Source organism: Sporolactobacillus mangiferae (assembly GCF_023336505.1).
GTDB classification, from domain to species: Bacteria; Bacillota; Bacilli; order Bacillales; family Sporolactobacillaceae; genus Sporolactobacillus; species Sporolactobacillus mangiferae.
Window position 1 is genome coordinate 1 of sequence record NZ_JAMAST010000023.1, and the last position, 23,956, is coordinate 23,956.

Here is a 23,956-nt window from a genome sequence, read left to right on the forward strand (position 1 = left end):
CTTAGAACTTATTAATTATAAAATCTATCTGTTTCCCTCTATTAATCATGGTCAATCATGCCTAAAAATAGGAAGGTGTGAGAAAAGGACGAACGGAAAATGCCTTTGTAAAAGGGGTAAATAAAAAATAGAATTATAAAAATTTACTGAAAATAGTAACTCAGACCCTCGCCTCTTTTTACCTGCAAGCTTATGGTAGATGAGAGATATGCAGACTTGCTTTATTTTCAAATCGACTAAATAATGGTGGGGGGAAACAATGTGGCAAAAATATGGAAAGGGGCTTTGACGATTTTGTTCGCATGCATTATTGCGGCGGCATCTGCGCCTTCTTTTGCGGCGTACGCTAAAAGCTCCGGATCTGTGAAAGAGAGTGATCATACGTACCTTGTCAGCTCAGCAAATGATTTTACAGCAGGAACCCGAGAAAATGTGACCATTCATCAGCATCCCGGTGACGGGGCTTTTACTTTGACAAAGATACGCGGCAAGTATGCGAGCGACGGCGTTTTCGTCTCTCCTGAACTAACAACTGACCCCTTTGACTATTTGATCGCTTCGTGGAACAGCGATACGCCCAAGGGTACATCGGTTGAGATCCAGGTCCGTGCTGAGATCAGCCATTATAATGCCGACAATCAACTCGTGAAGGATTGGTCAACGTGGCGTTCATGGGGCAAGTGGGGAACCTACATCGAGCGGGCGAGCATCACCGATTCATCAGATCCGCTCGCTTATGTTGATGTCGACACGTTTACGGTGCGCGGCAGTCGCGGCGAGACGGCGGACAAATTCCAGATCCGCGCACTCCTGCATACAGATGATCCACATGCGGCGCCAACGGTTCGGCTGCTGGGGGCTTCAACGGAGCTCGGATGGGGCTCGGTCAGCAAGCATCCAAGTAAGTTAACCGTGAACAAGGACATCCGGACGCCTGCCTACTCACAAATGATTCGTGATCCGAAGATTGCAAACTCCATTTGCAGTCCGACAACAATGACGATGGCCATGAACCGGATGGGTGAGAATCTGCTCCTCGAAGAAACGGCACTTCGTGATTATGACTATGATTACGACGGCTTCGGCAACTGGGCATTCAGTTCAGCGGTCGCCGGCAGTTATGGCTACAAGGCTTATTCTGTTTTTACCGATCTGGACGGATTAAAAAGTGAGATTCTTAAAGGTTACCCAGCTGCGGTCAGTGTCAAATATACCAATGATCCTTCGAATACCCGTTATCCGTATGTGGAGGGTGCACCGGGCACGACACCAGGTCATCTGATTCTTGTCAGAGGCTTTGAGACGATCGGCGGCCAGGACTATGTGATTGTCAACGATTCGTTCGCACCGTCCGATGATACGGCCGTGCGCAAATACAAGGTCGATCAATTTTTGAAGGCGTGGGCAAACGGCGTTGCTTATATTGTGCACGGCAAAGAAAGGGGCGGCGCGGGAAATTCAGTCGCGAAACGCATTCATGCAGACCTGCGTCCAACAAGCAGTGAAAATGAATACGCGCTTTATGCCGGCAAGAAAAAAATTGATATTCCTGCAGGTTTTACAGCGGATGTCCGCCCGCTGACGGAGCAGTCCGGTACACTGGCTTACACGATTTCCGATGGAACAAAATACGACACTGATGCGCACAGGAAATTTTACTATACACATGAAACATCAGACGGCAACATTGCCCTTGATCTCAATCAGATCAAAGCAAATCTGAATGGCAAGCCTGCGACGCTGACCCTTTATGTGCTGAGCACAACCGGTGACAACTATGTGGCGACACTTGAATTGAACAAAAAGAGTAATCGTCATTAAAACAGGTGCAAACGCTAATATACTGAACCTCTCGGGTTAAATTGCCGGGAGGTTTTTTCTTCAGTGCCGAATTTGAGGCGGGATGCCGCTAAAATAATGAATACACTATTCTGTGGCTGGCCGGCTCATTTAAATGCTAGATGATGATATTTTTTGATGAAAATATGACGATAGTATACCAGCTTTTTCAGATGGTATTTTTTCTTTGTTGAATTGCGCTGAAGACGATTGTATAAGGGGTTTCGAGAATTTCCCTTGAACAATATAGAGACTAACATCATCTAAATACTCTCGCTGAAGCAAAGCGAAAATATGGTAAAATAGATCTAAAAACTCTAAGGGGAGTTTGAACATGGGATCCGATTTAAATACAAAATTATTTAGTGCAGCAGACCATTTACGCAGCAAGATGGATGCATCAGAATATAAAGACTACTTATTAGGACTGATTTTCTATAAATATCTATCTGATAAATTGCTAGAAAAGGTTGTTGAACTGGCAGATGAATCGTCAGAAAAATACGATACCCAGGATAAACAAACACATTTGTATCATGAACTACTCGCCGACGAGGACACGAAAAATGATTTGATCGAAACCTTAGTCGATACGCTAGGCTATGATATTGAACCAAACTATTTATTTAACGTATTAACAGATCAAGCAAAACAAAATGTTTTTCAGCTGAATGACTTAAATAAAGCGTTTATTGAACTGTCTACTAAATATGATCAGTTTAATGGTTTATTTGATGATGTCGATTTGAATTCAAAAAAACTAGGATCAGATGACCAACAACGTAACATTACGATTACAGAAGTATTGAAGAAACTCAATGATGTTGATGTCATTGGTCATAATGGTGACGTCATCGGTGATGCTTATGAGTTCCTCATTTCTCAGTTTGCTTCTGAAGCTGGGAAGAAAGCCGGAGAATTTTACACGCCTCATGAAGTATCGGACATGATGGCTCGGATCGTAACCATTGGACAAGAAACGAAAAACTTGTTTAGCGTGTTTGATCCAACCATGGGATCTGGATCATTGATGTTAAACGTCCGTAATTATCTGACGCATCCGGACAGTGTGAAATATCATGGGCAGGAGCTCAACACAACTACATATAATTTGGCTAAGATGAACCTCATCCTGCATGGCGTTGATAAAGAAGATATGCGTCTGCGTAATGGGGATACATTAAACAAAGATTGGCCAACGGATGAGCCGTATACGTTTGACGCAGTGTTAATGAACCCGCCGTATTCTGCTAAATGGTCAGCGGATCCAACATTTTTAGATGATTCTCGTTTTAACCGCTACGGACGATTAGCGCCAAAATCAAAAGCGGATTTTGCCTTCTTATTACATGGATATTATCACTTAAAGGATTCTGGAACAATGGCGATTGTCTTGCCACATGGTGTGCTCTTCCGTGGTGCTGCCGAAGGAGTGATACGAAAGAAATTATTGGAGGATGGCAGTATTGACGCTGTTATTGGTATGCCTGCAAACCTTTTCTTCGGAACCTCCATTCCAACAACAGTCATCATCTTAAAGAAAAACCGTACAAGCCGAGACGTTTTATTTATCGATGCGAGTAAGGAGTTTACGAAGGGTAAGAACCAAAACAAACTTACAGAAGAAAATATAGATAAGATTGTTAATACATACAAGAAACGTGAAGATATTGAGAAATACGCCCACGTTGCCAGTTTTGATGAAATAAAAGAGAATGACTTCAATCTGAATATTCCCCGCTATGTCGATGCATTTGAGGAAGAAGAACCGATTGACATTGTTGAGTTAAGCAAGGAAATAGTTTCCTTAAATAAAGAAATTGCTCAGTCTGAAAAAGAATTTTTGAAACTATTGGACGAGCTGAAAGTAACAGACGACTCCAAAGATATCATCGCAGCAACAAAGGCGGTGTTTCATTAATGGAGAAAAGGAGGAATGCACCAGAAATACGATTTGATGGCTTTTTTGACGATTGGGAACAGCGTAACTGGGAAAATACCGTTGATATTTCAACCAATATGGTTGACCCAAAAACTGGTGAGTACGATGAACTGCCACATATAGGACCAGGTAATATTGAATCGTTCAGCGGTCGTTTGCTTAACAATGTAAACAATGTTGCGGAAGACAAACTCATTAGTGGCAAATTCCACTTTAATGCTGGAGATATCATTTATGGCAAGATCAATCCACAACTAGGAAAGTACGTTTATGCATCATATGAAGGACTTGCCAGTGCTGATACTTACGTATTGAATGCGAAGAACGGAATCAATCAGAAGTTCTTATATACAATGCTTCAAACGCGAGATTTCTATAAGTACTCTGTCTCAGTATCAATGCGTACAGGTGTGCCAAAAATCAATCGTGATGAATTGAATATGTACAATTTCAATGCACCTTCTGAAGAAGAACAAATCAAAATCGGCACCTTTTTTCAGACCCTCGACCAGACTATCGCCCTTCATCAGGAAAAGCTAGACAAGTTGCGACGCTTAAAAAAAGCCTTTCTACAGTTAATGTTCCCACAAAATGGTGAAACTGAGCCTCGGCTAAGATTCGCTAATTTTTTCTCTGCATGGGAACAGCGTAAGTTAGGGAAAGTTGCTGATATCATCGGTGGTGGAACGCCAAGCACTTCTAATGAAGACTATTGGGATGGGGATATTGACTGGTATTCTCCAGTAGAAATTGGAGAGCAAACATATGTGGAAAACAGTCAAAAGAAAATAACCGAATTAGGGTTGCAGAAGAGCTCAGCTAGGATTTTACCTGTTGGAACTGTCTTATTTACTTCTCGTGCAGGTATTGGAAACACTGCAATTTTGGCTAAAGAAGGGACAACAAATCAGGGCTTTCAATCAATTGTACCCCACAAAGATGAGCTCGATTCATATTTTATCTATTCACGCACTCATGAGCTGAAACGATACGGAGAAAAAAAAGGTGCTGGTTCTACTTTTGCAGAAGTATCCGGAAAACAAATGTCTAAGATGCCTATTTTGATACCCAACTTAGAGGAACAAGTCAAAATCGGCACGTTTTTCGCACACCTGGATCACACTCTCGCTCTTCATCATGAACGAATTGAAAAACTAAAAAAATTGAAAAAAGCTTATCTACAAGACATGCTCATCTAAAAATTTATTGGCAGGAACTAGAAAACTTCTAAATAATTAAAGTGATGATGCATTCATCAACTATTATTTAGGAGGTTTTATTTTGGCAAGGAAGAAAAAATCAGATCAGTTATTTCACGAGTACTTCGAAGAATGGATTGAATTGTACAAAGTGGGTGCCATTCGATCCGTTACGCTCCAGAAATATTACATGAGCCAACAAAGAATTGTTGAATTAGCTCCCCATTTAAAAATTGGCGAACTCAACCGAAAACAGTACCAGCAATTATTGAATGATTATGCATTGACCCACGAAAAGCAAACAACTATGGATTTTCATCATCAATTGAAAGGTGCAATTCTCGATGCAGTGGATGAAGGATTGATTGAGAAAAATCCAACCAGAAAAATAATCATAAAAGGAAAGAAGCCTGGCGAAAAGAAAATAAAATTTCTAAACCAGTTTGAGGTTCAGGCGCTACTAAAACAATTGAATCTCACTGAAGAAATAAATTGGGATTGGTTTATCCTCTTAGTTACAAAAACAGGGCTACGGTTTTCAGAAGCGTTAGCGCTAACTCCGGATGACTTTGATTTCTCAAAGCAAAAAATAATAGTGAGCAAGACTTGGAACTATAAAGGAACAATGGGAGAATTTCAACCTACTAAGAATGAATCATCTAAACGTAAGGTTCAAATTGATTGGCAAACAGCGATGCAATTTTCTCAGCTAATAAAGAATGTGGATAAAAACAAACCGATTTTCGTGAAGAGCAGGGTTTTTAATTCTACAGTAAATAATCACTTAAAAACCTTATGTATGAAAGCCGATATACCGATAATCACGATCCATGGATTGCGTCATACACATGCATCACTTCTGCTTTTTGCCGGTGTGTCGATCGCAAGTGTAGCAACGAGATTAGGTCATTCAAGCATGACAACCACACAAGAAACTTATCTGCACATTATTCACGAATTAGAAAATCAAGATAATGACAAAATCATGCGACATTTATCTCTGTTAATGTAAGTTAAAAAGGCACATAATGTGCCTTTTTAAATAAACATTTTTTGTAAGTATGCTTTTTTAAGTGATTGTAGCTTTTCAAGTTTAGTTTGATGAAGAGCGATAATCCTATCAATATGCTTCAGCAGATCTGCAATCGCTGATTGTTCCCTGACAGATGGAATGTAACAATATGCGGTTGTGAATGGTTCCCAGTACAGTCTTTTTCGAAATGCCATTAATCCATAAGAAAGGCTGTCCATCTGTGCAATCATTGAAGGCAGGCGCATTGCAAAGTTCATAAACGGTGGAAATACAATACCATTTGATTTTGCGGTTATGTAGGCTGGGCTTACCATTCCTTCTGTTTTCACGATTCCGATTGCACCCTGCCATGCACGCATCATATTGAATACTAGGTTACCTTGATATACATGTTTATATACCGACTTGTCCTCTGTCCGTCGCACTGTTTTTCCCAAAGTGTCACTGTCCAGCTCGTTGCCAGATACACCATCGTGAATTGAGACCGAGAGAATCTGCAAGGAATCGTTTCCCTTCTCATGTGTCTCGGTATATATGTCACCAAGCTTACGCTTTTCCCATGGAGACACAAAGTTAGCGAATCTTAGCCGAGGCTCAGTTTCACCATTTTGTGGGAACATTAACTGTAGAAAGGCTTTTTTTAAGCGTCGCAACTTGTCTAGCTTTTCCTGATGAAGGGCGATAGTCTGGTCAATATTTCTGAAAAATTTTCCAATTAGGCTCTGTTCATCCAAAGATTTTGGAACCATAATTTTTTTGCTCAGTAGTTCCTCTTTTGTAATTCCTTTGATTGATGTCCCTTGAACAGAGTTCAATTCACTTTGTAATTTCTTATAAAGAGAATACGTTCCAAACCATTCGTCAACTTTCAAATTACTTAACGAGAGAAAATCTTGGCTTGTAGCATACTCAAATGGTATGAATGCTAGCTTTCCAACACCAACTCGCGTGACTATTGCAATGGAATTTGCAGGAACAAGTTTTGCCGCTGAATTTTTCAACCCCGATTCTGTAATTTTCCTTTTTGTTTCTACATATGAAACTTGATGTTCAATTAAATCAGATGATTGTATCCAAGAAATATTTCCGCCCCAATAGTTTTCAATAAAAGTCTTTGGAGTTCCACCACCATATGTTTTTCCTGCAAAATCAAAAACCTTACGCTGTTCCCAATTGTCAACATTCGCTTATTGGCGCAACTGAAAACACTGTCATGATATAATTTAAAAGTGTTTTTCTGAAAAATTCAGGCTGCGGCGAAGGTAGGTAAGCAATAATGCAAAAACCACTTTATGTTGAAGAAGAAGTGAAGCGTTGGATGATTGGCTTACTGAGTGGAGGTTATAATTTTAGTAAGGTACCGTATTAAAAATTTATTACAATATATGCGGGGTGAGTCAGATGCTGCAAAATAAATTAGGGATTACTAATTCGGTGGAGCTTGCACGAGCGGAAGAAAAAATCAGTAAAACAAAGGCGATCGCGTTATTTGAAACAGGTGTTTTAGATCGTTTGACTCCAGGAACTTTTGCAACGTTGGCAAAAATTCACGCTTATCTTTTTGACGAGATTTATCATTTTGCAGGCAAGGTTCGTGATGTTAATATTGCCAAGGGAAATTTCCGCTTTGCACCTGTAATGTATCTGGATGCTGCGCTAAAGCATATTGATGGTATGCCGCAGTCTACTCTTGATGAAATTATTGAAAAGTACGTGGAGATGAATATTGCCCACCCATTTCGTGAAGGAAACGGGCGTAGCATGCGTATCTGGCTTGATTTGATACTAAAAAAAGAATTAAAACAGGTTGTGGACTGGAGTCAGGTTGATAAGGAAGATTACTTGCTGGCAATGGAACGCAGTCCGATTAAGGATATTGAAATCAAACATTTGTTAAAGGGAGCTTTGACGAACAAGGTGAATGATCGTGACGTTTATATGAAAGGTATTGACGCCAGTTATTACTATGAAGGGTATACCGTTTATAATACGGAAAAGTTAAGAAAGGACAAAAATATAAATGAAAATGAATAGTTGCACCATTGAACGAGCACCCGGCTAACCACTTCATTCATTAATCACCTGTTCTCTGACACCAACATTCGCTTAATGACGCAATTGATCGCACGGTCATGTTATAATTTAGGAGAGTTTATCCAGGGAAAAATGCAGGCTGTGACGAAGGTGGGGAAGCAATAATCATGAAACATCCACTCCATGATGAAGCAGAAGTAGAGCGTCGGCTGATTGAAGTGCTCGGTGAAGGCCATAACCAATGGAATTATCGTCCAGATATAAAGTCAGAAGACGATTTATGGCTGAACTTACGCAAAAAAATTACGCAAAATAATTTATCGGAGCTTGGCGATTACCCCATTACCGATAAAGAATTTGATCGCATAAAGACCGAATTGTTAGTACATACTCAAACTCCTTTTGATGCTGCAAAGTGGCTCAAGGGGGAAAATGGGATTGCTCGTATTCACATAGAACGGGAAGATGTTTCTCTTGGTTCACTTTCTCTAATTTTATATTCCAATCAGGATATTGGTGGAGGAATCTCTACCTATGAAGTGGTTCATCAAGTTGCGAAACAAAAGATTGAGATGGATGGTCGTAATCGACGTTTTGATGTCACCCTATTAATTAATGGGCTGCCGATTGTTCAAATTGAATTGAAACAGGTTAGTGCAAAAGATGGGGTATTTCAAGCATTCAACCAAATAAAAAAATATGCTGAGGAAGGAATGTTTCGGAATAATATATTTTCCAGTTTGCAGTTGTTCGTCATTTCCAATGAACAAACAACGCGCTATTTTGCCAATGCCTCGCCAAAAGATATGTATAAGAAGTTTGTTTTTAGTTGGCGAACTAAAAATAATCGCAAAGTAGACAATCTCTATGAATTTATTAAACAAGTTCTGAATATTCCGGATGCTCATCGGTTGATTGCCAATTATATGATTGTCAGTGAAGATCAGGATAACAAAGCATTAATGGTTTTACATCCGTATCAAATTCATGCGATTGAAGCTTTGTTTGATTCTGCGATGAAACATAAGTCGGGTTTTGTTTGGCATGCGACAGGATCAGGAAAGACATTAACGAGCTTTGTTTCAACGAAGCTATTAGCACGTAAACCAGGGATCGATCGAACGATTATGTTGATTGACCGAAAAGACCTGGACAATCAGACCACCACGGAATTTACCAAATTTGCATCGGAATTTAATACAGGTATTTCTTCTGGTGCTGCAAAGTCGAATAGCCTGATTGTTGGGACAGGGAGTGCTAGGGAGTTAAGTGCTACGCTCTTATCTGATGCGAATGCCAATACGGTGATCATTACCACGCGCCAAAAATTAGAAGCTGCTTTACGATATGCTCAAAAACAAGAAGAACAAAAAGGAACACAACGATTTAAGAAATTACTTGGCCGGCATATTGTCTTTGTCGTTGATGAATGTCATCGAGCGTTAAGTGCGGAAGGTATGGAAGCCATTAAAAAATTTTTCCCCAATTCAACTTGGTTTGGCTTTACTGGTACACCAATCTTTGATGAAAATAAAAAACAGGCCCAAGGGCAATTGGCTCGAACGACCCGTGATCAATACGGTGAAGTACTCCACACCTATACAATAAAAAACGCCCTGGATGATGGCGCTGTTTTAGGTTTTCAGGTTGAGCATGAAGATACGATTGACACCAATTCATTAAATAATTACATTTTTGATCAATTGAAAGTAAACGAAAAGTACGCAAACTATAGTGTGGATGGAATTAATAATTTGATTGATCAAGCGGATGGGATTAAAAAAGAACAGTACCTGGAACCTACTGTTTTTGAGAGTGACGAACATATTCAAAAGGTGTTGCATAAGATTTTTCGCCCAGATAATGCCTATATCAAATTTGATTTTCAAAATGGCCGTCCGCAGAAGTCTGCCATTTTGACGACCAGCTCGATTGATATGGCAAAACGTTATTATTATGCGATCAAGGAACTGACTAAAGATCCGGAGTGGTTAACTAAAGAATTTGCCGAACACCCGATGCGAACAGGGCGTATCATTGAAGATCCTGATTTTCCACGAATCGCGATAACTTATTCGGTTCAAGAAAACGAAGAACATGCGAAACAAATTCAAGATGAAATGGAAGAAATCATCAAACAGTACAATACGTATTACCATACTGCCTGGTCCATAGAAGATATTGAACGTTACAATGGCGACATCAATAATCGACTCGCCCGTAAGAAAGCAGAGTTTAAAGCGTTTGGGAAACAAATTGATCTTGTGATTGTTGTGGATCGCTTACTGACAGGTTTTGACGCACCGACAATCCAAACCCTTTTTGTGGATCGCAACCTAAGCTATGCAAATTTGATTCAGGCGTTTTCTCGTACCAACCGAACCTATCCGGGAAAGAGCAAGGGATTGATTGTCACCTTCCGTAAGCCTTATACAATGGAGAAGAATGTGGCAGACGCGATAAAGCTATACTCATCGGAACAAAAAGAAACCAACCTCGTGTATCCAACCTATGACGAATCAAAGAAACGATTCACTAAAGCACATAAAATATTCACGTCAATGCCTAACTTAGCCGATATTGATGAGCATTCATCAATGGAAACGCGAATCGATTTTGTGAAAGCTTTTCAGGAATTGAACCATTCTTACGAAGCACTTGTCACTTATGATGGCTATAATGATGAAATGGAAAAATCAAAAGTACTTCAGGAGCAAGTCCAAATATTAGACGAATATAGGGGTGTCTATAATACGGTGAAAGGATCATTGTCAGTTGATCCGCCTGATTCGGTTGGTCCAGGACCGGACTTATCAGAAATTGAATTCTTTGGAGAAAATGCGAAAAAGGCATACGATATTGATTCTGCGTATATTGATCGGCTATTAGATACTTATTCTGCAAATAATCAAGATATCCGCGATGAAATTGAAAAGGCACTTCAAAAATTGAATAAAGCCGAAAATGTTAAACAAATTTACCGGAAAATATTGAATGCAATTGATAACAAGGAGATCGATCCGGATGAGGATGTTTTTGTTGTGAAGCGCCGGTATTTCACACATGCTCGTAATCATGCGATCGAAGCGTTTGCGAATACCTGGTTTGTGGATAAAAACGAGCTCTATTCATCAGCAATTCAATATGTAGTGGGAGCAGATCCCATACCGAATATTGGAAGCATTATTGACAGTAAGCGATTTGATCAATACAAAGTTGTTCATTCAGATGCTAAACCACTGAAATATGGTCCGGAAATGAAACGTCAATGGAGAAAAACACTGGATGAATTTATTGTTCCACTGGATAATGAATTGAAATAAAAATGATTTTTGTATTAAGTTATCCAAGAGTCTCCCTTTACGGGGGGCTTTTTAAGATTAGAGAGTATGTGATTTTGTCCTGCAGGCAATTAACAAAATAACATAATGTTTGGGCATCAAAGCGGAGGTTCGCGGTGCGCCCGCGGCAAGCGAGCAGCTGGAGTGTCCGTCAGGTACTAGATCAACGGCAAAGGACTGGGCCTAGCCTGGTCTTTCTAAAACCGGTTTAATTGTTTTTATTGTATATATTGTATATATTGTGTATAATGGATATTATCTTATGAGTTTATTAAAGAGGTTGCTGCATGAAAATCATTATACAAAACCGATCAAATTTGCCGTTATATCAGCAGATTAAGGAGCAGATGAAGCAAGCGATCATGACCGGAGATCTCGCAGAAGGCGAGCAGCTCCCGACCATTCGTGCCCTTGCCAGCGCGCTGCATGTCAGTGTTCTGACGACGAAAAAAGCGTATTCGGAACTGGAAGCAGAAGGATTCATCACGACACGTGTTGGTAAAGGATCGTTTGTCGCTTCAGAAAATCCCGAACTGATCATGGAATCGAAACGACAGATGGTGGAAACCAAGCTTGCTGAAGCGTGTCGCATGGCGCAACAGCTTGGCATCAATCTGAAAGAGTTGCATGAAATGATGGATTTACTTTTTGATGAGGAGGAAGATTAATGACCGCTGTACTTGAAGTCGATCATTTGACGAAAAAGTTCCATGATTTTTACCTTGATCACATTCACTTTTCACTGGAAAAGGGCTGCATCACTGGCTTCATCGGAACGAACGGTTCCGGCAAGACAACGACCATTAAATCAATTCTTGGTCTCATCCATAAAGATGACGGCAAGATTCGCATTTTTGGCGAAGATGCAGAAAGAAATGAACGCAGCATAAAAGATCGAATCGGTTTTGTCATGGATGAAGGATATTTTTACGAAAATTTAACGCTTCAAGAAATGAAAAGAGTGATCGCATCCGCATATACAAGATGGGATGAGAAGAGCTTTCTCAGTTATATCAATCGGTTTCAATTAAACTTGCAGCAAAAGATTGCTAAGCTGTCGAAAGGAATGCGCATGAAGTTTGCTGTTGCTCTGGCACTTTCGCATCATGCCGATTTATTGATTATGGATGAACCGACAAGCGGCCTGGATCCGTTGGTACGCAGCGAATTGATGCAAATTTTGATTGAATTTGTCAGTGAGGAAAACAAGAGCGCTTTTTTCTCTACACACATTACATCGGACTTGGAACGGATTGCGGATATGCTGATTCTCATTGATGATGGAAAGATTCTTTTTGAGAAGGAAAAAGATGAACTGCTGGAGTCGCATGTGCGCGTAAAAGGGGACAACAACTGGATCAATGAGGAAACACGTCCTCTGTTCCTGAGCCTGAATCAGTCGCATTTCGGATTCGACGGTGTGACCAATCAAAAGAATGCAGTCCTTCGCGCGATACCAGGAGCAGTACTGGAACGGACGTCCATTGAAGACGTGATGCTTGCCTATGTCGGAGGTGAAAAAATTGCTGATTAATCTTATTTTAAAAGATTTTATATTGATTAAAAAGTATTTGGTAATTCTTGTCGCGTTTGCTGTGGTTGCACCTGTTTATCTCGCATCACAAATGGGCAATGGTGCGATTAGCTTTTTCCTCGTTCTCCTGTATGTTTCATTCATCGCATTTTCCCAGGTTTCGATGATTGAAAATAAATACAGGGGAAATGCACTGCTCTGCGCGACGCCTTATCGAAGAAAATCTGTAGTCCAGGCAAAATATGCGTTTCTGCTCATTATTTTTCTTCTTACGGTTCTTATTCAGTTTCTTGTAGCGGCAATTATTTCGTCACGGATGGCAACGGTTTCTTTAACGGGTATTAATTTTAGCCTATTCTTTTTCAGCCTGTTTTTCAGTTTTTTCATTCCACTTCAATATAAGTTTGGTTATGAAAAAATGCGTATGGTGATGCTTGCAATCATTTTTTGTATGCCGTTTGCGCTTGGCTATTTAATCAGGTGGCTGAATGAAAATGAGATTCACCTGACTTTCTCATTGCCGTTGCCAGATACACTTTTTCAATGGCTGCCTGGCATAACCGGCATTCTTTTGGTTTTGCTTTCGCTGCTGGTTTCACAAAGAATCTTCGAACGAAAAGACCTGTAGCCATGGTATAATGAACGAAATGCATGCATCCCCAACCTGGGGGTGTTTTTTTTAAGGGGATGGGAAAATGGAATCTGTTCGTGAACACGCGCTGCGGCTGCATGAACAATACATTGTGCTCGATGCACATTTTGATTTGCTGATGGAAGTGGATTTGCGCCGCAAGCACGGTTATCGCAAGGTGATTGAAACAAATTTTCTTCCCGATCTTCGTGCCGGCGGTGTCAGCGCACTGGTCTGCTCACTGTTCATTGAAAGCGAGTATCTGCCTGAGATGGGACTGAAAATGGCGCTTGATCAGGTGAGCGCGTTATATTCGGAAATTGAAGAATCTCCGGATAAGATCCAGCTCTGCACAACTTATGACGACATTATCGATGCTCATGTCCACCGCAAACTGGCGATTTTGCTGTCGCTCGAAGGGGTTGACCCGTTGACCAATGATCTCGGGCTCTTGCAGATTTTTTATAAACTAGGCGTGCGTTTTGTCGGTCTGACCTGGAGCCGGCGCAACTTTGCCGCAGACGGCAGTCATTTTAAAACGGTTGATGAAGGACGGCAGGGCGGTTTAACCGAATTCGGTGTTCAACTGCTTGAAGAAGCGGAACGTCTGAACATGATCATCGATGTGAGCCACCTGAACGATGCCGGCCTGGCCGATGTGCTGGAACGGACAAGCGGGCCGATCATTGCCTCCCATTCCAATGCGAGGATGCTGGCTTCATCAATGCGCAATCTGACAGACGACCAGATACGTGAGCTCGCGTCAAGGGGTAGCGTGATTGGGATGAATGGTTTCAGTGCTTTTGTTTCTGATCGATCTGAACAAAGAGATGTCAGCCACTTAATCGATCACCTGGATCATGTCGTGCAGCTTGTCGGTCCGGAGCATGTCGGTGTCGGCCTTGATATCTGCAACTTTCTGACTGAACTTCCGCTTAAGCCTGCCTGGCATACCGAGGATACGTATGATGTGATTAAAACACATAAGGATCTGCCTCTGTTTACTGAAGAACTGATCCGTCGCGGGTATGATGATGAAACGATCGGAAGAATTCTGAGTGGCAACTTTCTGAACCTGTACCAGCAGTTGCTTTAAGGAAGCGGAACAATTTTTGAGCCATGGACCACCTCATGAACGGACAGCTGCTGAGTAGCGAAGGCAGCGTTCGCGGTCGTGATGCCCCAGAAGAATGATCAGGCGATTGTCAGCATGGCGAATCAGCTTGCATAAATGATTCAACTCATGCGTGATCGAATGACCCATGGGATCAACATGAGTTAATATTCTTTGAACACTGCGTGCTGCTAACCAGCTAATGGCAGAAAATTGATTCTCCAGAGATAATTGATCAAATGCCATATGAAAAGTGATTTCCAGATCGAGAGCTGATGCTACTATGAACTATTATGAATTAACAATAGAACATCTTGATGATATGGCACATCTTTATGTCGATGCTTTCAACGCACCGCCGTGGAACGATGATTGGACAGCCCAGACAGCGAAAAAAAGGCTTCATCAAATGATCCATTGTGAGGGCTCATTCGGATTGGTCGGATATAAAAGCGGGAGCTGTCCGGTCTTATTTTGGGCGGCGAAGAACAATTTTATGATGGTGTGCTGTTCATGATTAAGGAGTTCTGTGTTGATCGTGAATTGCGCCACGCCGGAATCGGGACAAGCTTGCTCAATGAATGTGAGAAGCGTTTAAAGGAGAAAGGAATAAAGGATATCATCTTATTCACATCCAGAAATGATGGAACAGAAGGCTTCTACCAACGCAGAGGTTTTCATTCAATAGATGGTATGGTCATGATGGGAAAAGAATTATGAATCATGTGATAAAGGTACATAAAAATCAGGGAGGGACAAAGGTGGCTTCCGCAAATGAAAAATGGTTGTCAATCCCCAGGGAAACAAGAGAAAAATTGAGGCGCAATGTCTGGTGCACGAGTTGCGGCAAAGAGGTCGAAATTGTCGGATATGTGATTGATCAGGATCGTTTCGGTATTATCTTAAAAGGAAAATGTGCGATTTGTGGACATGATGTTGCGCGCGTGATTGAAATGGGTGAATAACAATCCTAAGGAGAAATAACGATTAACAGAGAGGAGTATCAAGCAGTTGCTGGATTTAATCAAACCACCGATGCTTAAACCGGGTGACACCGTGGCAGCGGTCAGCTCTTCATGGGGCGGTGCAGGTGACGAAGCGATTAACTGGCGCTACCGGCAAGGGAGGGAACGATTGGAACAGGTTTTCGGCTTAAAGGTCGTTGAATTGCCGAACACATTGAAAGGTACAGATTACGTCTACAATCATCCGGAAAAGCGGGCGGAGGACTTGATGCAAGCTTTCTTAGATCCATCAATTAAGGGAATCATCTCCTGCATCGGTGGGAGCGACAGCATCCGGTTGCTCCCTTATATTGATTTTGGCGTGATCCGGAATAACCCTAAGATTGTTACTGGCTATTCGGACAGCACGGTGACTCATTTTTTCTGCTTAAAAGCGGGTATTTCCAGCTTCTATGGCCTTTCCTTGCTCAATGATTTAGCCGAAAATATTAAAATGCCGGATTATACGGAGCACTGGGTGAGAAAGGTACTTTTCAGCAAGGGTCCAATCGGGGAGATTCCGGTTTCTAAGGAATATACGTCGCAGCGTCTTGAATGGGTAATTGAAAACAAGAATGTGGCGAGAAAATTTGAGGCAAATTCGGACTATGAACTTTTGCAAGGACATGAAACGGCGACTGGACGGTTGATTGGTGGCTGTCTTGAGGTCATTGACATGATCAAGGGCACTTCACTTTTTCCGGAATTAAGCGACTTCGACGATGCCATACTTTTTCTTGAAACATCTGAAGAAATGCCTCCGATTTGGCTGCTTGAGGATAGCTTAAGAAGCTACGGTGTGATGGGGATTTTTGATCGGGTCAACGGGCTGATCTTCGGGAAACCATACAGAGGGACATTTTATCAAGAATATAAAGAAGTAATTAAAATGATCTTGGCGGAGTTCGGCAAGGAGGAGCTTCCTGTCCTGTATAATGCCAGTTTTGGGCACAATGAACCGAAATGTCTCCTGCCATACGGAGCGTTTGCGGAGATCCGCTGCGACAAACCGGGATTCGCTATTTTGGAATCAGGTGTTGAGGTATAACCTATGATCATTAGAAAAATGAATTCGGGCGACCTGCCATAGCCCGCAGTTTTTACCGGCATTTTTTGAATGAAGCACTGATGTTGAGAAAGAGACATCTTTTATTGTGTTCGTTTGCGGAGGAATCGGTCAGTTGGGTTGTAATGGTGTGACATGCAAGAAAACTGTACGGTAACTGCCGACAATTCCCTGTTGTTGAGTGGTTCCCTATTTTTTGAAAGGTTGAGAAGCGAGGTTTGACGGGGATGGACTATCGATTTGAATTGATGAGCCAGGATGAAGCGGAGGAGATTGCCTATCAGTGGCATTATGATGGAATCTATGCCTTTTATAACATGGAGGCTGACGAGGAGGATCTGGAAGAAATGCTTGATTCTTCCAGGCGTGGTCAGAACTATTTTTCTGTCTATGATCACGAGGGACTGATCGGATTTTTTTGCTTCTATAAAATCAATCAGCAAACAACAGAGATCGGCCTGGGAATGAAGCCGGAACAGACGGGGAAAGGGAACGGCGCGGATTTCGTATCAGCCGGACTTGCTTTTGCTGTTTCACGCGACCATCCGAAGATGATTACTTTATCTGTTGCCGCCTTTAACCGGCGGGCGATTAAAGTCTACCTGAAAGTCGGGTTTGAAGAAGAAAAACGGTATATGCAGGCAACAAATGGGGGTCATTATGAATTTATAACCATGATTTATCGATGTCATTGATGCGTGATAGATGAGAAGGCTGCTTCCTGAGTACCGGTCCCCGGCCGTTTCCAGGTGCAGCAGCATCGCATCGCTGCGATCCTGTGGATCAAAGTTTGATGAACGATGTGGGTCTCTCTTTTGATGGCAGGAAAAACACTTAGATATTGGCGGATAGCAGCTTCATGAGCTTTGCTGTTTTCCAAAGCTCAATTCATGAAAAAACGGAATGCCTGACTGGGGCATTCCGCTTGCTGGTTGTTAATTTTTCTGAGGTACCGGATCTTTGCCGAGGAACGAGCTGTAGAACCAGATTTCTTTATCCAGCTTGTTCTTTGTCGCGATCAGCATATCATTTGTGACACTGTCGCCTTCCTGATCTGTCAGTTTAATTCCTTCATTGAGTTCATCCCTCAGTATGACAAGGTCATCGATAACCGCCTGAACCATTTCATTTTCAGTAAGCGGATTGGTGTACGGCTTTTCTTTAAGGGATGCGTGTTCAAGAAATTCCTGCAGTGTTGCGTAAGGCTCGCCGCCGATTTGAAGCAGCCGCTCTGCAATGTCATCGAGGATGAGCGTAGTCTGATCATACAGCTCTTCAAACTTTACGTGCAGTGTGAAGAAATTATGCCCTTTGACGTACCAGTGAAATTGATGTAGTTTTGTATAAAATAATCCATAATTCGCGACTTGCTGATTTAGAAAAGTTTTCGTTGTTTTTGCCTGTGTAATGGCCATGTGGATCACTCCTTCTCAAATTATAATTAATATTTAACAATAATTATTATAAAATAAAATATTGCTTGTGTCCAGCAACCAATTTTCTCAGTCAGGGCACATTCGTGAACTCGAAAAATCTCGCCCATCAAGTTAATGTTCAGGACGTTGAAAACGGGTTGTGATGAAAAATGTGTATGAGAAAGGCAGTGCGTGCAGTGAATGTTGTAAATGAAAAAAAAGCTGTGGTGCCTGCTTCTTTAAGCATGCGATGATCAAAATATAGATGATCAAAATATATTGGCTTAGCGGAGGATTCCATTGAAGTACATACCCAATATGCTGACCGTGAGTCGGATCATTTTCGTACTTTTGCTTCCTTTCTGTTATCAAAACAGTCGGGTGTTCGCAGCGTTGTATGTAGCGGCGGGCCTGACTGACTTTCTTGATGGACAAATCGCACGGAAAATCAGTAAACCAAGCAGATTGGGTGCACGGCTGGATTCATTGGCTGACTTTATCATGTACGGCGTTCTCTGTATTTTATTTCTCATCCTGGCTTGGGATGTTCTAATGCCCTTTGTCCCGCTCATTGGATTCATTACAGGATTCCGGCTGCTCAGTCTGTCCACTGCTGCTTATAAATATCGTTCATTCGTCAGTGTACACACATGGGGAAATAAAATGGCAGGCGTTCTTCTTTTCGCTGCGCCTGCCATTTATATTCTGTTCAGGAGTAACGGATTCCTATGGGGTGCGGGTATCATTGCGCTGCTGAGCGCCGTTGAAGAATGGCTCATTCATTTAACAAGCGGTACTGCAGATGAGAACCGGCGCAGCCTTTTCTTTAAATAATGAAATGACCTTGGATCGCTGGATGACTGTCTGATCGGGTTCCTTACTCTTTAAAATGAGCCTTACTCACTGTCAGTGCGGCCAGTCCAATCGCAAAGATCGCGAGCAGGCTCAAAATACCATATGAGGAACGGCCAGTTGCTGCTGAGCTGAATGCATAAAGCGCTGGGCCGATCACGGCCGCAAATTTGCCGAAGACATCGAAAAAGCCGAAAAACTCGTTTGAACGACTGGAAGGAATCAGCGATGCGTAGAAGGCACGGCTGATCGCCTGAATGCCGCCCTGACAGGTGCTGACCAGAATGGCAAGCAGCCAGAAGAGCATGGTCGAGCGATTGAGCGCGCGTGTATAATCTTCTGACTGTTTCGGATCAGCCAGAAAGGTGGAGGCCGCTTTTTTTATTTTTATCAATTCGGATTTTTCTCCCGTATTTTTTGATTCTGCAAGGCGGTCAATCTGCTCAGCAAACGCCTGATCACGGTCAGATTTTGCCAAAACAGATCGCCCAGTTTCTCTTACCGATTCAAGCGTCTGTCTGTCAAGTTGCGTACCGTTGTTATTGACAATCTGTATTAACTTATTCTCATAGACCTGCTGATGCGGCTCGAGTGAGAAACCGAGGTAGAAGCCGAGCACGCAGATCAGCATGTACATGACGACACCGACCTGCAGCATGCGGTATACGCCAAGCCGGTCAGTCAGCCGGCCGAAAAGAATAGAAAACGGAACAGCGAGAATCTGTGTTAAAAACAGGGCAAGAATCATCATACTGCTGCTGAGACCGAGCGTGCTGCCATAAGAAGTGGACATAGAGATCACGGTGCCGACACCGTCAATGTAAAAGAAATAGGCGATCACAAAAAAGAGCAGTTTTCGATTGCTGATTATGGCAATCCCCGTGTTTTTTAAGTTACCAAGTGCATTTTGTATTAACTGATTCTTCGGCCTGTCTATGTAGTGCACCTGCCGGACGTGACGCAGGAGCGGGAAACTGAAGAGCAGCCACCAGCAGGAAGTCATCATGATTGACAGCTTTACGGCCAGTGTGCCATCAATACCAAATGAACCGCCAAACAGAATCAGCGTGATCGAGATCATAAACGGAATGGTGCTGCCGCCGAGATAGCCCATGGCATATCCATAGGAAGATACACGATTCATGCGTTCCGGGACGGTGACATCGGTCAGAAAACTGTCATAAAAGAGCAACGAGCCTTCAAAGCCGATGAACGAAAGACAATACCCGGCCAGCAGCAGAATCGGCTGATCGGTGAACGCTGTGCAGGCGGTGAAAAAAGAGCCTGCGATCAGAAAAATAAGAAAAAGCCTTTTTTTCATCCCTTTGAAATCTCCGAGTGCGCCGAGAAATGGTGCGGAAAGCGCAACGACAAATGAAGTGATTGAGGTGGCATAGCCCCACCAAACATCTCCCGCCATGCCGTGCATTTTTGCCACGGAAGCAAAATAAATGGGAAAAACCGCTGACATGATGATGGTCGCATACACTGAATTTGCCCAATCATACATGATCCAGCTTTTTTCTTTCTTAGTAAAGGCTGCCATCAAAGTACCTCCCTGAGCCGGTCACGGCCGTCCATCGGCCATAAGGGGATGCCAAGCAGGCGCGCGGCAAGCGGGCAGATGTCGACGATACAGCCGCCGATCGTCACCATGTTCTCGGAAATACCGTTTCCGACTGCCAGATAAAATGGCTGATAGTCTTCGTGATCGAGACAATAACCGTGCGCACCTTTAACCGGCTGTCCGAAACTGAATCCATCCGCAGCTTCGATGCCGGCAATGAATTCCTGGTCAAGCCCGCTGATTGCCAGTTCATTTTTTGTGACCAGTCTTCTTACCTCAGGCTTGTTTGTGAGCTCTTCAAGCAGACTGTCCGCTGGTCCGGAGGCCTGCGGATTATAGATTTTCAGAAAAGCTGTTCCGCCGGCATTATGAAAAAAAGCATCATAACGGGTTTCATTGTTTGAATGTTCTTCATAGATAAGACCGCTTTCTCTGAGCCAATCATTAGGATCCTTGGATTGTCTGACAGAATTGCAGCCATGATCGCTGAATAGAATGAAAGCTGTGTTCTCTTTTCCCCAGTACTGCTCAGCCTGCCGGACCAGTAATCCGAGCCGGTTATCGATTCGCTTCAACGCGTCCTTGACGGCTGCGGAATCGGGACCGTTGTGATGTTTGTGCTCATCGACATCAAGCAGATGCAAAAGCAGCAAATTGGGTTTTTTCTTAACCGCATTCAGCGCAATATGTGTCGTAAACTCATCAATATAGGGTTCCGCCATCTTTTTCAGATGTGATCCGTTTTTTAGCAGCGATGAAAGAATGAACCATGGACTGCCGCCGCGCAAAGTTATGGAGATGCGCTCAGCAAGGCCCAAATGGCCTGGCACTTCAGGAAAATTCCATTTAATAGGCGCACCGCAAGTGACGGGATAAAAGATGGAGCAGACCTTGCATCCGTATTCAGCTGCCTTTTCATAGAGTGTGGGAACGGTGAGCAGGCGCGTGTCCCGTCGCCAGTCCGGATCGTCTGTTCCTGGCTGTGTGAAGACATTTTCAATCAGCCCATGTGTGCGTGGGTGTACACCGGTAATGATTGAGCTGTGGCAGGGATAGGTATTCGACGGGAAAATGGATTGGACATTGCGCACCAGCGTCCCTCTGGCGCATAATTGAGAAAAATTGGGCAATGTGCGCAGAAAATCAACGTCCCGGGTGCTGACCGCATCCAATGAAATCATAAATAAGTGCTTTTTCTTATCTGACGTCTTCAATCCCTCCTGACTTTATGCATAAATACCGACCGATTTTAATACTCGTTGTACAAGCTTACCATCAGGACTTGAAATCTTCGCCTGAACTATGTAAAAAATAAGTAAAAATAATCAGGGCCAATTCTGCAGGAAAGATCATACGCATCGAAACGGAAAAATAGTTGACAAAATCTCCATGTTGGACGGAGCCGCGGTGCGTTTATAATAAAAACAGGAACAGAATGTAAGCAACAACTGGAGGGATACAGGATATGGAGAATTATGATGCTGTACTTGCTTTTTTCAAAAATGCCGAGGAGCCGGCCAATGCAGGCAAAGTGGCTGCCGCAACGGGACTGGACAAAAAGGAAGTCAATAAAGTAATGACTCAATTAAAAAAGGAAGAGAAAATTGTTTCACCGAAACGTTGCTACTGGGAGATCAAGCGTTAAAGAAACAGGAAGGAGCAGGCGGATCGCCATCGGTTTCATCATGGCGGTCTGCCTGTTTTTTTAGCAAAAGTATACGATTTTGCCGTATCATCAATCAACAAAATATCGGCTAAACATGGAGGCGTGAGACGACGTAGATTTCAGTTTGTCCGGAGAGATTCGCGGTGTGCTCCATCAAGCGAGCAACCGTTGCGCCGATGTCAACAAAATAAACAGATCAAAGACTCCGGTAGAAAACTGTGAAAACAAGCGCTGACCGGCAAATCATGCTGAATGGTCGGTAAATCGCAATCGGATCCGTAGCCAGGAACAGAATAGAACGTATAAAAAAGCGCACGGCGTTCATCCTATATCTGTGTGTTCCTGGAAAAAGGATGGTGTATTGCAGTGGAAACAGTTACCGAATTTTTGAATCGTCTGGAGTATCTTAACCGATTCAACGCGCATCAGAAATTATGGCTGCACACGATGATCAGACTGATGCGCAATCAACTTCCTCAGTGGGATGAGACGACTTTTTGCCGTATGCCCGTATATCGGCTGCATCACAAATACATAGCTTTTAATGTTACCAATCATTTCTTCTCCTTCTATTCAAATGATGAGTTTCCGATCAATCTGCTGAAACAAAAGCTGACCAGTGGGCAGTACGGCAAGTGTTGTGTTCACGTTCCACTCAGCGATCTAAGCGAATTGCCCGCTTTTTCTGCTGCGTGTCAGCTCTTTGTCTCTCATTCCGTGAATACGATCGATAGCGCAGAACATGCGCGGCGCCTGCAGAACGTCCAATCTGTCTGGCAGTTTGGGGAGCTCCGGCAGGAAACTTGTCGTAAAACGAAAAATGCAAGCGAATTCAATTAATATTTCGAATAGTGGTTCGGTTGCCAAAAAATTATTACAATGATATAATTTTTATCAATAAGGGCCTGAAAATAATTAAACTTCATAAAAGATAAAACCATATAAGTCTGCAGATAAGGTGCAGAAGTTTCTACGCGGCAGCCGTAAAGTGCCTGCGCTATGGTGTTCTTTTTCCGTTCGCTTGAGCAGTACACGGTTATGCCGATGTTCGCTCGCGGAAACGGTTGCAGAAGCAGAGGACACCCGTTCTCTGCTTTTTGTTTTTTTTTGAAACAATTAAAAAGGAATCAGGTGAACAATATGGATGAATATGTGCTTCATGTAGCGGGGATTGAACGAAAACTGCCGATTGTTCGAATAGCCGATGATATTAAAATTGCCAGTTTTGTTATTTTAGGAGATACAGAGCTTGTGACAGCCGCCGCGGCAGAATTGAAGACGCGTATTCCCGAGGCAGACTATTTTATCACCGCAGAAGCGAAGGGCATTCCATTGATTCATGAGCTGTCCCGTATTTGCGGGAAAAAACGGTATTTTGTGGCTCGAAAAAGTATTAAGCCATACATGAGCGACCCGTTTGCAACGGAAGTGTACTCGATTACAACACAGAAAAAGCAGCTCCTCTGTATCGAAAAAGAAGAGAGCGAAATGATCAAAGGCAAAAAGATACTGATCGTCGATGATGTCATCAGCACCGGGGAATCGGTGCATGCACTTGAAAAACTGATCACGCGCGCCGGGGGAGCGGTTGCCGGGAAAGCAGCGATTCTTGCGGAAGGCGATGATGCGATTAATCGCAAGGACATTATCTTTCTAGGGGAATTGCCGTTATTTCCGATTGAGTCATCTGATGCAATCCAATAAAGCGAGGGACCGTGC

22 protein-coding genes, 1 pseudogene and 1 riboswitch are annotated in these 23,956 nt (G+C 42.7%); of the genes and pseudogenes, 18 read left to right on the forward strand and 5 right to left on the reverse strand.

Annotated elements, in window-relative coordinates:
• Positions 1-261 precede the first annotated feature (261 nt).
• The 4 genes from M3N64_RS12820 (at position 262) to M3N64_RS12835 (ending at position 5,992) form a co-directional block, all read left to right on the forward strand.
• A complete protein-coding gene (locus M3N64_RS12820; RefSeq protein WP_249103305.1) occupies positions 262-1,821 on the forward strand; it encodes a C39 family peptidase in 1,560 nt (519 codons plus the stop codon).
• Between the two features lie 352 nt (positions 1,822-2,173).
• On the forward strand, positions 2,174-3,760 hold the full coding sequence (locus tag M3N64_RS12825) for a type I restriction-modification system subunit M (protein WP_368389919.1): 1,587 nt from the start codon (positions 2,174-2,176) through the stop codon (positions 3,758-3,760).
• Positions 3,760-4,980 carry a restriction endonuclease subunit S gene (locus M3N64_RS12830; protein ID WP_249103315.1) on the forward strand — a complete coding sequence of 407 codons (1,221 nt, stop codon included), beginning with the start codon at positions 3,760-3,762 and terminating at the stop codon, positions 4,978-4,980. The genes M3N64_RS12825 and M3N64_RS12830 overlap by 1 nt, the downstream gene beginning before the upstream one ends.
• An 82-nt stretch (positions 4,981-5,062) precedes the next feature.
• On the forward strand, positions 5,063-5,992 hold the full coding sequence (locus tag M3N64_RS12835) for a site-specific integrase (protein WP_249103336.1): 930 nt from the start codon (positions 5,063-5,065) through the stop codon (positions 5,990-5,992).
• A 26-nt stretch (positions 5,993-6,018) separates the two neighbouring features.
• On the opposite strand, the pseudogene M3N64_RS12840 reads toward M3N64_RS12835, so the two are convergent.
• Positions 6,019-7,179, reverse strand: a pseudogene (locus tag M3N64_RS12840) (restriction endonuclease subunit S); the annotation flags it as partial.
• Between the two features lie 235 nt (positions 7,180-7,414).
• Between M3N64_RS12840 and fic the strand changes: the two are divergent.
• The 6 genes from fic (at position 7,415) to M3N64_RS12870 (ending at position 14,649) form a co-directional block, all read left to right on the forward strand.
• On the forward strand, positions 7,415-8,047 hold the full coding sequence (gene fic / locus M3N64_RS12845) for a protein adenylyltransferase Fic (protein ID WP_249103355.1): 633 nt from the start codon (positions 7,415-7,417) through the stop codon (positions 8,045-8,047).
• A 167-nt stretch (positions 8,048-8,214) separates the two neighbouring features.
• Positions 8,215-11,370 (forward strand): type I restriction endonuclease subunit R, encoded by a 3,156-nt coding sequence (locus M3N64_RS12850; RefSeq protein ID WP_283163458.1) that lies wholly within the window; start codon positions 8,215-8,217, stop codon positions 11,368-11,370.
• Positions 11,371-11,675: 305 nt separating this feature from the next.
• Positions 11,676-12,056, forward strand: coding sequence for a GntR family transcriptional regulator (locus tag M3N64_RS12855; RefSeq protein WP_249103358.1), 381 nt, complete (start codon positions 11,676-11,678; stop codon positions 12,054-12,056).
• Positions 12,056-12,922 (forward strand): ABC transporter ATP-binding protein, encoded by an 867-nt coding sequence (locus M3N64_RS12860; protein WP_249103361.1) that lies wholly within the window; start codon positions 12,056-12,058, stop codon positions 12,920-12,922. Before M3N64_RS12855 ends, M3N64_RS12860 begins: the two co-directional genes overlap by 1 nt.
• A complete protein-coding gene (locus M3N64_RS12865) occupies positions 12,912-13,550 on the forward strand; it encodes an ABC-2 transporter permease (protein WP_249103389.1) in 639 nt (212 codons plus the stop codon). Before M3N64_RS12860 ends, M3N64_RS12865 begins: the two co-directional genes overlap by 11 nt.
• A gap of 67 nt (positions 13,551-13,617) precedes the next feature.
• Positions 13,618-14,649 (forward strand): dipeptidase, encoded by a 1,032-nt coding sequence (locus tag M3N64_RS12870; protein ID WP_249103391.1) that lies wholly within the window; start codon positions 13,618-13,620, stop codon positions 14,647-14,649.
• Between the two features lie 33 nt (positions 14,650-14,682).
• Here the strand turns inward: M3N64_RS12870 and M3N64_RS12875 are convergent, their stop codons facing one another.
• Positions 14,683-14,913, reverse strand: a complete 231-nt coding sequence (locus tag M3N64_RS12875) for a hypothetical protein (RefSeq protein ID WP_249103394.1) — start codon at positions 14,911-14,913, stop codon at positions 14,683-14,685.
• Positions 14,914-15,141: 228 nt separating this feature from the next.
• Here M3N64_RS12875 and M3N64_RS12880 point away from each other — a divergent pair, with 228 nt between their 5' ends.
• The 4 genes from M3N64_RS12880 to M3N64_RS12895 all read left to right on the forward strand — a co-directional run bounded on the left by M3N64_RS12880 (position 15,142) and on the right by M3N64_RS12895 (position 17,432).
• Positions 15,142-15,387, forward strand: a complete 246-nt coding sequence (locus M3N64_RS12880) for a GNAT family N-acetyltransferase (RefSeq protein ID WP_249103419.1) — start codon at positions 15,142-15,144, stop codon at positions 15,385-15,387.
• A 41-nt stretch (positions 15,388-15,428) separates the two neighbouring features.
• Positions 15,429-15,632 (forward strand): hypothetical protein, encoded by a 204-nt coding sequence (locus tag M3N64_RS12885; protein WP_249103421.1) that lies wholly within the window; start codon positions 15,429-15,431, stop codon positions 15,630-15,632.
• A 70-nt stretch (positions 15,633-15,702) separates the two neighbouring features.
• Complete coding sequence (locus M3N64_RS12890) at positions 15,703-16,719, forward strand: S66 family peptidase (protein ID WP_249103492.1); 1,017 nt, start codon at positions 15,703-15,705, stop codon at positions 16,717-16,719.
• Between the two features lie 245 nt (positions 16,720-16,964).
• Positions 16,965-17,432 carry a GNAT family N-acetyltransferase gene (locus M3N64_RS12895; RefSeq protein ID WP_249103424.1) on the forward strand — a complete coding sequence of 156 codons (468 nt, stop codon included), beginning with the start codon at positions 16,965-16,967 and terminating at the stop codon, positions 17,430-17,432.
• Between the two features lie 240 nt (positions 17,433-17,672).
• On the opposite strand, the gene M3N64_RS12900 is transcribed toward M3N64_RS12895, so the two are convergent.
• On the reverse strand, positions 17,673-18,152 hold the full coding sequence (locus M3N64_RS12900; protein ID WP_249103426.1) for a Dps family protein: 480 nt from the start codon (positions 18,150-18,152) through the stop codon (positions 17,673-17,675).
• A 300-nt stretch (positions 18,153-18,452) separates the two neighbouring features.
• On the opposite strand from M3N64_RS12900, the gene M3N64_RS12905 reads away from it, so the two are divergent.
• Positions 18,453-18,986 (forward strand): CDP-alcohol phosphatidyltransferase family protein, encoded by a 534-nt coding sequence (locus M3N64_RS12905; RefSeq protein ID WP_249103427.1) that lies wholly within the window; start codon positions 18,453-18,455, stop codon positions 18,984-18,986.
• Positions 18,987-19,029: 43 nt separating this feature from the next.
• Here M3N64_RS12905 and M3N64_RS12910 read toward each other — a convergent pair whose 3' ends face one another.
• Positions 19,030-20,550: an MFS transporter gene (locus M3N64_RS12910; RefSeq protein WP_249103430.1), complete on the reverse strand. Its 1,521-nt coding sequence runs from the start codon at positions 20,548-20,550 to the stop codon at positions 19,030-19,032.
• The gene (locus M3N64_RS12915) at positions 20,550-21,785 is read right to left on the reverse strand and encodes an alkaline phosphatase family protein (protein WP_249103431.1); all 1,236 of its coding nucleotides are present in this window, start codon (positions 21,783-21,785) and stop codon (positions 20,550-20,552) included. The genes M3N64_RS12910 and M3N64_RS12915 overlap by 1 nt, the downstream gene beginning before the upstream one ends.
• Positions 21,786-22,036: 251 nt before the next feature.
• Between M3N64_RS12915 and M3N64_RS12920 the strand changes: the two genes are divergently transcribed.
• From M3N64_RS12920 to M3N64_RS12930, 3 genes are all read left to right on the forward strand, one after another.
• Positions 22,037-22,216, forward strand: a complete 180-nt coding sequence (locus tag M3N64_RS12920) for a MarR family transcriptional regulator (protein WP_249103433.1) — start codon at positions 22,037-22,039, stop codon at positions 22,214-22,216.
• A 387-nt stretch (positions 22,217-22,603) separates the two neighbouring features.
• A complete protein-coding gene (locus M3N64_RS12925) occupies positions 22,604-23,077 on the forward strand; it encodes a hypothetical protein (protein WP_249103435.1) in 474 nt (157 codons plus the stop codon).
• A 77-nt stretch (positions 23,078-23,154) separates the two neighbouring features.
• A riboswitch (purine riboswitch) is annotated at positions 23,155-23,257 on the forward strand.
• A gap of 120 nt (positions 23,258-23,377) precedes the next feature.
• On the forward strand, positions 23,378-23,941 hold the full coding sequence (locus M3N64_RS12930; protein ID WP_249103500.1) for a phosphoribosyltransferase family protein: 564 nt from the start codon (positions 23,378-23,380) through the stop codon (positions 23,939-23,941).
• Positions 23,942-23,956: the final 15 nt, after the last annotated feature.